The sequence below is a fragment of the Micromonospora deserti genome, from assembly GCF_003236335.1.
In the GTDB taxonomy this organism is placed as follows: domain Bacteria; phylum Actinomycetota; class Actinomycetes; order Mycobacteriales; family Micromonosporaceae; genus Micromonospora; species Micromonospora deserti.
In genome coordinates, this window is sequence record NZ_POUB01000212.1 from 1 (window position 1) to 10,508 (window position 10,508).

Below are 10,508 nucleotides of genomic sequence, written 5' to 3' on the forward strand. Positions count from 1 at the left end.
GATCACCAGCGTCTGGGTCCTGCTCTCCGGTGTCGCCCCCGAGCTCGACGAGTGGGCCCGGTTCTTCGCCCTCGGCGCCGGCAAGCGGGCCGCCGCCGAGGCCGGCATCCCGCGGGTGGTGACCGCCCGGGAGGCCGACGACCTGCTGCGCGCCGCCGAACAGTTCGTCACGGTGGTGGAGACCGCCCTCGGCGTGGTCCACCAACCGTCACTCGACGGTCTCGCCGCCTGACGGTGGCACCCGGCCGTCCGGCGGGGGGAGCCGGGCGGCCGGGGCACCACGTACATCTGATCCAGCAGCACGACGGGGGGTAGGTCCGATGGCGGGCCGGATGGTGGTCGGTTCCGCCGCACTGGCCGGTCTGGTGCGCCCGGCGAGCGCGCCGGACCCGGCGGGCGGCCACCGGGTGCTCCCGGTGGCCCCGGAGCTGACCGGGCTGCTGCCCAACCGGGGGCTGCGCCGGGGCAGCACGATCGCGGTCGCCATCGGGCAGCCCCGGCGAAGCGGCGGCACCTCCCTGGTCCTGGCGCTGCTCGCCGAGGCGTCCCGCGCCGGCTCCTGGTGCGCCGTGGTCGGGGTGCCGACGTTCGGGGCGGGTGCGGCCGCCGAGCTCGGCATCGCCCTGGACCGGCTCGCCCTGGTGCCCCACCCCGGGCCGGAGTGGGCCACCGTCGTCGCCGCGCTGATCGACGGGGTGGACGTCGTGGTCACCGCGGTGCCGGCCGCGGTCTCCGCCTCGGTCGCCAACCGGCTGGCCGCCCGGGCCCGCCAGCGGGGCAGTGTCCTCGTCCCGTACGGGCGGTGGGACGGCGCGGACGTGACCCTGCAGGTGGTCCGGGGCGCCTGGGAGGGGCTCGGGCCGGGTCGGGGCCGGCTGCGCCGCCGGGAGGTCACCGTCTCGGCCCGTGGCCGTGGCGCCGCCGCCCGGCCCAGGGAGATCAAGGTCTGGCTGCCCGGTGACGGGTTCACCCGGGTCATCCCCCGCCCGGCGTCCACCACGTCCGTCGCCTCCACCACCGGCCGGTCGACCGCCGGACGGCTCCGCCCGGTGCCGCCGGCCTCCGCGTCCCGTCGGGTCGCCCTCACCCTGGTCGGGCCGGCGTGAGCGGGGAACCGGTGCGGACGCTGCTGCTCTGGTGCCCGGACTGGCCGGTGCTCGCCGCCGAGATCGTCGACGGGGTGCCCGCCACCGGCCCGGTAGCCGTGCTGCACGCCAACCGGGTGGTCGCCTGCTCGGAGCGGGCCCGCGCCGAGGGGGTACGCCGGGGGCTGCGCAAACGGGAGGCGCAGGGGCGGTGCCCGCAGCTCACCGTCGTCGAGTACGACCCGGGGCGGGAGGCTCGGGCGTTCGAGCCGGTGGTCGCCGCCGTCGAGGAGCTGGTCGCCGGTGTCGAGGTGGTCCGGCCCGGCGCCTGTGCGGTGGCGGCTCGGGGCCCGAGCCGCTACCTCGGCGGCGAGGAGGCGGCGGCCGAACGGATCGTCGAGCATGTCGCCCTGACCTGCGCGGTGGAGAGCCAGGTCGGCATCGCTGACGGGGTCTTCGCCGCCGGGCTGGCCGCCCGCAGCGGCCGGGTGGTCCCGCCCGGCGGCACGCCGGGGTTCCTCGCCGACCTGCCGGTCGAGGCGCTCGGCCGGCCGGCCCTGGCCGACCTGCTGCGCCGGCTCGGCGTACGCACCCTCGGTGACTTCGCCGCGCTGCCCGCCGGCGACGTGCTGGCCCGGTTCGGCTTCGACGGCGCGCTGGCCCACCGGCTGGCCGCCGGGCGGGACCACCGCCCGCTCGCCGTCCGGCAGCCCCCCGCCGACCTGGCGGTCACCGCCGACCACGACGAGCCGCTCGACCGGGTCGACGCGGCGGCGTTCGCCGCCCGCGCGCTGGCCGAACAGCTGCACGACCGGCTCGCCGCGCACGGGCTGGCCTGCACCCGGCTCGGCATCGAGGCGGTCACCGCCCACGGGCAGGAGCTGCACCGGGTCTGGCGGCATGACGGCCTGCTCACCGCTGCGGCCATCGCCGACCGGGTGCGCTGGCAACTCGACGGTTGGCTCTCCGGCAGCACCGGCCGGGCCGGCGCCCGAGCGGCCCGACCGACGGCCGGGATCATCCGGCTGCGGCTGGTTCCCGACGGGGTGATCGCCCAGGCCGGCCTGCAACCCGGCCTGTGGGGGGAGGCCGGCGAGGAGCGGGAGCGGGCGTACCGGGCGTTGAGCCGGGTGCAGGGCATCCTCGGCCCCGAGGCGGTGGTCACCGCGGTGCTCGGCGGCGGGCGGTCCCCGGCCGACCAGGTCCGCCTGGTGCCGTGGGGGGACGAACGGCTTCCGGCCCGGCCCGGTGGGGCCGCGGCGCGGCCGGGTGAACCACCGTGGCCGGGCCGGCTCCCCCCACCCGCGCCGGCCGTGGTGCTGCCCGACCCGCTCGCCGCGACCGTGCACGACGCCGCCGGGGAGCCGGTCGTGGTCAGCGCGCGGCTGCAGCTCAGCGCCGCGCCGGCCCGGCTGGCCGTCGGCACCGCCCGCCCGGTCGAGATCGTCGGCTGGGCCGGCCCGTGGCCGGTCGACGAGCGCTGGTGGGCGCCGGCCGAGGCCCGGCGTCGGGCCCGGTTCCAGGTCTGCCTCGCCGACGGCGCGGCCCTACTGCTCGCGGTCGAGGCCGGTCAGTGGCTGGTGGAGGCGATCTATGACTGAGCGTCACGCCGAGGAGCCGAGGCGCCGGTGTCGGCGTCGCTCGGGTGCCGCGGGCCCGGCCGCCCCGAGGCATCCGGGCCTTGAAGACGTCGGGCCCGTCCAGCGGGCGAAGCCTTCCAAGCTCTCACCGGCTGTCGGCCCGGGGGTGCTCGGATGAGCTTCCACAATCCGAACCTGCCCTGGTCGGAGCTGGAGCGCGTGCTCTCCGGCCGGGGATCCGGCACCGGTCCGGCCGGCGGCGCCCGACCCGGTTGGCGGTCGCGGGACGAGCGGCACCTGCACGTGGTGGACCCCCTCGCCGTGGACGCCGACGGCGGGGACGGCCCCTCCTGGAGCCGCAGCCGGGAGCGGTACCAGCCGCCCGAGCTGACCCGCCCGGACGGCGTGGTGCCGTATGCCGAACTGCACGCGCACACCAACTTCAGCTTCCTCGACGGCGCCAGCCACCCGGAGGAACTGGCCGAGGAGGCGGCCCGGCTGGGGCTCACCGCGCTCGCCGTCACCGACCACGACGGCTTCTACGGGGTGGTGCGCTTCGCCGAGGCGGCCCGCGCGCTGCAGCTGCCGACCATCTTCGGCGCGGAGCTCTCCCTCGGGTTGCCCGGCCCGCAGAACGGCGAGCCCGACCCGCTCGGCGCGCACCTGCTGGTGCTCGCCCACGGCCACGAGGGGTACGCCCGGCTCGCCGCGACCATCTCCCGCGCCCAGCTGCGCGGCGGCGAGAAGGGCCGCCCGGTCTACGGCGAGCTGGAGGAGGTCGCCGCCGAGCTGCGCGACCACGTGCTGGTGCTCACCGGCTGCCGCAAGGGGCACGTGCCGTCGGCGCTGCTCACCGAGGGGGTCGACGCGGCGGCCCGGGAGCTGGACCGGCTCACCGCGCTCTTCGGCGCGGAGACGGTAGCGGTGGAGCTCACCGACCACGGGCACCCGGTCGACGCCGACCGCAACGAGGCGCTCGCCGAGCTGGCCGCGGCCGCCGGCCTGCCCACGGTGGCCACCAACAACGTGCACTACGCCACCCCGGCCCGGCGCCGGCTGGCCACCACGGTCGCCGCTGTCCGGGCCCGGCGCAGCCTCGACGAGATCGATGGCTGGCTGCCCGCGGCGGCCACCGCCCACCTGCGCAGCGGCGCCGAGATGGCCGCCCGGTTCGCCGCGTACCCGGGGGCGGTGGCCCGGGCCGCCGAGTTCGGGGCGGAACTCGCCTTCGACCTCCAGCTGGTCGCGCCGCGGCTGCCGGCGTACCCGGTGCCGCCGGGGCACACCGAGATGAGCTGGCTGCGCCACCTGACCTTCGCCGGCGCCCGGGAGCGCTACGGCCCCCGGGAGGCGCACCCGAGGGCGTACGCGCAGCTCGACCACGAGCTGGACATGATCGAGGAACTGGGGTTCCCCGGCTACTTCCTGGTGGTCTACGACATCGTCACGTTCTGCCGGGAGCAGGACATCTACTGCCAGGGCCGGGGCTCGGCGGCGAACTCGGCGGTCTGCTACGCGCTGCGGATCACCAACGTCGACGCGGTCCGGCACCGGCTGCTCTTCGAGCGGTTCCTCGCCCCGGAACGGGACGGCCCACCGGACATCGACGTGGACATCGAGTCCGACCGCCGGGAGGAGGTGATCCAGCACGTCTACGCCCGCTACGGCCGGGAGCACACCGCCCAGGTCGCCAACGTCATCTCCTACCGTCCCCGCTCGGCGGTGCGGGACGTGGCCAAGGCGTTCGGCTTCTCGCCCGGCCAGCAGGACGCCTGGAGCAAGCAGATCGACCGTTGGGGATCGGTCGCCACGGTCGACGTGGCGGACATCCCCGAGCAGGTCGTCGCGTACGCCAACGAGTTGCAGACGTTCCCCCGGCACCTGGGCATCCACTCCGGGGGGATGGTGATCTGCGACCGACCGGTGATCGAGGTCTGCCCGGTGGAGTGGGGGCGGATGCCCGGGCGCAGCGTGCTCCAGTGGGACAAGGACGACTGCGCCGCCGTCGGCCTGGTCAAGTTCGACCTGCTCGGCCTCGGCATGCTCTCCGCGCTGCACTACGGCTACGACATGATCGGGATGAGCCTCGACCTCGGCGACATGACCCTGGACGATCCCGAGGTCTACGACATGCTCTGCCGGGCTGACTCGGTCGGGGTGTTCCAGGTGGAGAGCCGTGCCCAGATGGCCACCCTGCCCCGGCTCAAGCCCGGCGAGTTCTACGACCTGGTGATCGAGGTGGCGCTGATCCGGCCCGGCCCGATCCAGGGCGGCTCGGTGCACCCGTACATCCGACGCAAGAACGGCCAGGAGCCGGTGACCTACCCGCACCCGCTGATGCGCAACGCGCTGGAGAAGACCCTGGGCGTGCCGCTGTTCCAGGAGCAGCTGATGCAGCTCGCCATCGACCTGGCCGGCTTCGACGCCGCCGAGGCCGACCAGCTGCGCCGGGCGATGGGCGCCAAGCGCTCCGTCGAGCGGATGGCCCGGATCGCCGACCGGCTCTACGCGGGCATGGCCGAGCGGGGCATCACCGGGGAACTGGCCGACGACGTCTACCGCAAGCTCACCGCGTTCGCCAGCTACGGCTTCCCGGAGAGCCACGCGATGAGCTTCGCCTACCTGGTCTACGCCAGCTCCTGGCTCAAGCGCTACCACCCGGGGCCGTTCCTGGCCGGGCTGCTCAACGCCCAGCCGATGGGCTTCTACTCGCCGCAGACCCTGGTCGACGACGCCCGCCGGCACGGGGTGGAGGTACGCCGGCCGGACATCAACGCCAGCGGCGCCAGGGCGGTGCTGGAGTCCACCCCGCAGACCCGGTGGGGCAGCGTGCCGGGGGAGCCGCCGCACACCTGGGGGCTGGGCGGGCCGGCCGTCCGGCTCGGGCTGTCCAGCGTGCGTACTCTCGGCGCGGAGGCGGCCGAGCGGATCGAGGCCGAGCGGGTGGCGCACGGGCCGTACCGCGACCTGCCGGACCTGGCCCGGCGGGCCGGTCTCACCGCCGCGCAGCTGGAGGCGCTGGCCACCGCGGACGCCTTCGCCTGTTTCGGGTTGACCCGGCGGCAGGCGCTCTGGGCCGCCGGTGCGGCTGCCCAGGACCGGCCGGGCCGGCTGCCCGGCACGGTCACCGGCGCGGTCGCGCCGGCCCTGCCCGGCATGGAGGCGGTGGACCGGCTGGTCGCCGACGTGTGGGCCACCGGGCTGTCGCCGGAGAGCCACCCGGCCCGGTTCATCCGCCCGCAGCTCGACGCCCTCGGCGCGGTGCCGATCGCCCGGCTCGGCCGGGTGGAGCCGGGCCAGCGGATCCGGGTCGGCGGGATCGTCACCCACCGGCAGCGCCCCGCGACCGCGGGCGGGGTCACCTTCCTCAACCTGGAGGACGAGACCGGGATGCTCAACGTCACCTGCTCGCCAGGGCTGTGGCAGCGCTACCGGCGGGTGGCCCGCACCAGCGCCGCGCTGGTGGTGCGGGGCCGGTTGCAGCGGCACGAGGGAGTGATCAACCTCACCGCCGACCGGCTGGACGCGATCGAACCGCCGGTCAGCCCGACCTCCCGCGACTTCCGCTGACCGCCAGTGATCCACATTACGGTTTTCCGTCCCGGACGGCGGGAGACTGCTGGTCGTGCGGGCAGAGTGGCCCGCGCGGCACGAGGGGAACCGAACCATGACGGGGAATCACGCGTACCACGGCGGGGTGGCCAACTCCCGCCGGACCCGGCTCACCGCCGGTTGGACTCCGATGCACCACACCGAGCCTCGAAAGTACGAGATCACCGACGGCCCGGTCGCCAACGCCCTGCGGTCCCGGGCCGAGGAGGACGGCGGCCACGGCGAGTCCTGACCGGACCGGGCGCCCCCGGCGGGGGTGGACCAGGTGACTAGGCTCGACCGGGTGGAGCAGACCCGAGGCCGGCTCGCCGGGCCGTCGCTGACCCCCCGTACCGCCGTGATCTGGTCGGTGCTGCGCGCCGAGCTGGACCGACGCGGCGACACCGACCTGACCGTGCTCGACGTCGGCGGCGGCACCGGCGGTTTCGCCGTCCCGCTCGCCCAGGCCGGGCATCGGGTCACCGTGGTCGACGCCAGTCCCGACGCGCTCGCCGCGCTGACCCGCCGGGCCGCCGAGGCCGGGGTCGCCGACCGGGTACGCGCCGTGCAGGGCGACGGCGACGCGCTCGCCGCGCTGGTCGAGCCGGGCAGCGCCGACCTGGTGCTCTGCCACGCCGTGCTGGAGGTGGTCGACGATCCGGCGCCGGTGGTCGCGGCGCTGGCCGCCGCGCTGCGCCCGGGCGGCGCCGCCAGCGTGCTGGTCGCCGGCCGGGCCGCCGCGGTGCTCGGCCGGGCGATGAACGGCCACCTCGACGTCGCGGCCACGCTGGCCGCCGACCCGGCCGGCGCCGCCGGCCCCCGGGACACCCTGCGCCGGCGCTACGACGCCGAGGGCGCCGCCGCGCTGCTGGCCGCCGCCGGGCTCGTGGTCGAGGAGATCCACGGCGTACGCGTGCTCGCCGACCTGCTTCCCGCCGCCGTCGCGGACGGCCAGCCGGCGGCCCTGGTCGAGTTGGAGCGGGCGCTGGCCGCGCGGGCGCCCTGGCGGGACCTCGCCGCCCAGTTGCACCTGTTCGCCCGCCGCCCGGCATGACCGGTTCCCGCGAGCCGGCCGAGGCCGAGACGCCGCCCGCCCCCGGGTCGACCGACCCGGGCGGCTGGACCCGCCCGGTCCCACCCCGCGCGGGGTCCGCCGGCCCGGGCGGGCTCGGGCGCGACGACCCGCTGGCGACCGTCGGGCCGCGCTACGGCGCGGGGAGCCTCGCCGACGTGCTGCCCAGCGCCCTCGCCGTGCTCGGCGTGCCCGGAGCCACCGACCCGCTCGGGCTCACCGCCGCCCTGGCCGGGGTCCGCCGGGTCGCCGTGCTGCTCATCGACGGCCTCGGCTGGTACCAGGTCCCGACCGCCGCGCCGTACGCGCCCACCCTGGCCGGGCTCGTCGCGACCGCCGGCCGGGCGCTCACCTCCGGCTTCCCCTCCACCACCCCGACCAGCCTGGTGACCCTCGGCACCGGCACCTCGCCCGGGCGGCACGGGGTGCTCGGGTTCACCCTGCGGGTGCCCCGCACCGACCGGGTGCTCAATCACGTCGAATGGGCCGGTGACCCGGAGCCGCTGCGCTGGCAGCCGGTCCCCACCCAGCTGGAACGGGCCCGGGCCGCCGGGGTGGCGGTGACGGTGGTGAGCCGGCCGGAGTTCGGGGGCAGCGGGCTCACCGTGGCCGCCAACCGGGGCGGCGACTACCGGGGAGCGGCCGGCGTCGACGCGCTGGCCGGGGAGATGCTCACCGCGCTGGCCGCTGGACCGGGTCCCACCCTGGTCTCCGGCTACCACCCCGACCTGGACCGGCACGGCCACCTGACCGGGGTCGACTCGGTGCCCTGGCGGCACGCCGCCGCCGAGGTGGACCGGCTGCTCGCCCGCCTCGTCGACGGGCTGCCGCCGGACGCCGCCCTGCTGGCCACCGCCGACCACGGCCAACTCGACGTGCCGGCGGGGCACCGTTTCGACCTGGACACCGACCCCCGGCTGCGGGCCGGGGTGGAGGTGGTCGCCGGCGAGCCCCGGGTGCGCTACCTGCACGTGACACCGGGTGCCCGGGACGACGTGCTGGCCACCTGGTCGGCGGTGCTCGGCGACGCGGCCCGGGTCCGCACCCGCGAGGAGGTGGTGGCCTCCGGCTGGTTCGGGCCGGTGCCGGCGGAGCACCTGGACCGCATCGGTGACGTGGTGGTCGTCTGCAACGCGACGTACGCCGTGCTGGCCACCCGGTCCGAGCCGCCGATGGCCTCCCGGCTGGTGGCGTACCACGGGTCGGACACCGCGGCCGAGATGACCATCCCGTTCCTGGTGCTCCGGGGCTGACCGGGCCGGTCGGCCCGGCGCCGGTTCGTCGGACCCTCGGGCTAGCCTGCGGGAATGGGTCGCAGCCAGTCGTTGCCCCGGGGCGGCGATCCCCGGTTCGGGCCGGACGCCGACGACTCCGGGTGCCCGATCCTGCACGTCGACATGGACGCCTTCTTCGCCTCGGTCGAGGTGCGCCGCCGCCCGGAGCTGCGGGGCCGGCCCGTTGTGGTCGGCGGGGTCGGCCCGCGCGGGGTGGTCAGCTCCGCCAGCTACGAGGCCCGGCGCTACGGCGTACGCAGCGCCATGCCGACCATGCGGGCCCGGGCGCTGTGCCCGCACGCGGCCTACCTGCCGCCGGACTTCGCCGAGTACTCGGCGGCCTCCCGGGCCCTGATGCAGATCTTCCGGGACGTCACCCCGCTGGTCGAGCCCCTCTCCCTGGACGAGGCGTTCCTCGACGTGTCCGGCGCCCGGCGGCTGTTCGGCCCGCCGGTGACGGTCGCCCGCCGGATCCGCGAACGGGTCGCGCGAGAGCAGGGGCTGACCTGTTCGGTCGGGGTGGCGCCGAGCAAGTTCGTGGCCAAGCTCGGCTCCACCCGGGCCAAGCCCGACGGGCTGCTGGTCGTCCCGGCGGCGCGGGTGCTCGACTTCCTGCACCCGCTGCCGGTCTCCGCGCTGTGGGGGGTGGGGGAGCGCTCCGCCGAGACGCTGCGCCGGCTGGGCCTGGCCACCATCGGCGATCTCGCCGAGGCGCCGTCCGGCATGCTCCGCGCGGCGCTCGGTGAGGCGGCGGCCACCCACCTGCACGAGCTGGCCTGGGGGCGGGACGCGCGCCGGGTCAGCCCCGAGCAGGTGGAGAAGTCGATCGGCGCCGAGGTCACCTTCGACGCCGACGTGGCCGACCCGGTGGAGATCCGCCGCGCCCTGCTCGCCCTCGCCGAGAAGGTCGGCGCGCGGCTGCGCCGCGCCGGGCAGGTCGGGCGGACGGTGTCGCTGAAGGTGCGGCTGGCCGACTTCCGCACCGTCAGCCGGTCGCGCACCCTCGACGTGCCCACCGACGTCGCCCGGGAGATGTTCGACACGGTCTGGGCGCTCTACACCGTGCTTGATCCCGGCGAGCGGATCCGGCTGGTCGGCGTGCGGGTGGAGGGGCTCGCCGCGGCGGAGGAGACGCCCCGGCAGCTCACCCTCGGCGCCCCCGAGCGGGGGTGGCGGGAGGCGGAAGCTGCCGCCGACGCCGCGGCTGCCCGTTTCGGGCGGTCCGTCATAGGTCCGGCCAGTCTGCTCGGCCGGAAAGATCCGCGACGAAATGAAAATCCACCCCGGCCGTAGGTCGTCCCGCTTTCCGGCACGCGAGACCCCTCGTAGACTTGCGGGTAAGCAGCCGGTTGGCTGCCACGGTCTGTCGGCCCGACCGGGCCGACCAACGTGACCGGGGAGGAGTGCCGTGCCGCTCTCGGAGCACGAGCAGCGGCTGTTCGAGCAGATCGAGCGGTCGCTTGCCGAGGACCCCAAATTCGCCTCGGCCGTGCGCGCCAGCGACCCGCGTTTCCACGCGCGGCGTCGCCTGCTCGTCGCTGCCGGCGTGATCATCGCTGGTCTGGCCCTGTTGGTCTATGGCGCGGTGATCAAGACCCCACCGCTGGCGGTGGCGGGTTTCGTCGTCATGCTGGCCTCGGCCGCGTTCGCGGTGCAGTCGCACCGCCGGGCGCAGTCACCCGACCTGCACGTCGTGGGCGGCACGACCAGTCGTCGCCGTCCCCGCGGTCGTTCGGGTCGGCGGCCGTCGATCCTGGACCGGATGGAGGACCGGTGGCGGCAGCGCCCGGAGGGGCACCGCTGACACCCACCCGCCGCTGAGCGGGCCCACCACCAGGACGACGACCGGCGTCGCCGGGTGCCCCGGCGACCTCCGATGCTTCTCCACGCCCCACGGGCCCCGCAC

General features: G+C 76.4%; 9 protein-coding genes. All 9 read left to right on the forward strand.

The window, feature by feature from the left end; translation table 11 throughout:
• Positions 1-232 (forward strand): SAV_6107 family HEPN domain-containing protein (locus C1I99_RS23730; protein ID WP_267897510.1); only part of this gene is annotated, 232 nt, incomplete at its 5' end.
• An 88-nt stretch (positions 233-320) separates the two neighbouring features.
• Positions 321-1,106 (forward strand): DnaE2-dependent mutagenesis accessory factor ImuA', encoded by a 786-nt coding sequence (imuA', locus tag C1I99_RS23735; protein WP_111136423.1) that lies wholly within the window; start codon positions 321-323, stop codon positions 1,104-1,106.
• Complete coding sequence (locus C1I99_RS23740; protein WP_111136424.1) at positions 1,103-2,686, forward strand: DNA polymerase Y family protein; 1,584 nt, start codon at positions 1,103-1,105, stop codon at positions 2,684-2,686. Before imuA' ends, C1I99_RS23740 begins: the two co-directional genes overlap by 4 nt.
• 153 nt (positions 2,687-2,839) lie before the next feature.
• Complete coding sequence (locus tag C1I99_RS23745; RefSeq protein WP_111136425.1) at positions 2,840-6,235, forward strand: error-prone DNA polymerase; 3,396 nt, start codon at positions 2,840-2,842, stop codon at positions 6,233-6,235.
• A gap of 97 nt (positions 6,236-6,332) precedes the next feature.
• Positions 6,333-6,509, forward strand: coding sequence for a hypothetical protein (locus tag C1I99_RS33450; protein ID WP_199562368.1), 177 nt, complete (start codon positions 6,333-6,335; stop codon positions 6,507-6,509).
• 33 nt (positions 6,510-6,542) lie between these two features.
• Positions 6,543-7,310 (forward strand): methyltransferase domain-containing protein, encoded by a 768-nt coding sequence (locus C1I99_RS23750; RefSeq protein WP_111136429.1) that lies wholly within the window; start codon positions 6,543-6,545, stop codon positions 7,308-7,310.
• Positions 7,307-8,581: an alkaline phosphatase family protein gene (locus C1I99_RS23755; RefSeq protein ID WP_111136426.1), complete on the forward strand. Its 1,275-nt coding sequence runs from the start codon at positions 7,307-7,309 to the stop codon at positions 8,579-8,581. Before C1I99_RS23750 ends, C1I99_RS23755 begins: the two co-directional genes overlap by 4 nt.
• Positions 8,582-8,635: 54 nt before the next feature.
• Complete coding sequence (locus C1I99_RS23760; protein WP_111136427.1) at positions 8,636-9,895, forward strand: DNA polymerase IV; 1,260 nt, start codon at positions 8,636-8,638, stop codon at positions 9,893-9,895.
• A gap of 115 nt (positions 9,896-10,010) precedes the next feature.
• Positions 10,011-10,406, forward strand: a complete 396-nt coding sequence (locus tag C1I99_RS23765) for an SCO2097 family morphological protein (protein WP_111136428.1) — start codon at positions 10,011-10,013, stop codon at positions 10,404-10,406.
• Positions 10,407-10,508: the final 102 nt, after the last annotated feature.

Excerpts from the sequence above, each read along its gene's own strand:
- imuA' (WP_111136423.1), top strand. The coding sequence starts at position 321 with ATGGCGGGCCGGATGGTGGTCGGTTCCGCCGCACTGGCCGGTCTGGTG.
- C1I99_RS23745 (WP_111136425.1), top strand. The coding sequence starts at position 2,840 with ATGAGCTTCCACAATCCGAACCTGCCCTGGTCGGAGCTGGAGCGCGTG.
- C1I99_RS33450 (WP_199562368.1), top strand. The coding sequence starts at position 6,333 with ATGACGGGGAATCACGCGTACCACGGCGGGGTGGCCAACTCCCGCCGG.
- C1I99_RS23755 (WP_111136426.1), top strand. The coding sequence starts at position 7,307 with ATGACCGGTTCCCGCGAGCCGGCCGAGGCCGAGACGCCGCCCGCCCCC.
- C1I99_RS23760 (WP_111136427.1), top strand. The coding sequence starts at position 8,636 with ATGGGTCGCAGCCAGTCGTTGCCCCGGGGCGGCGATCCCCGGTTCGGG.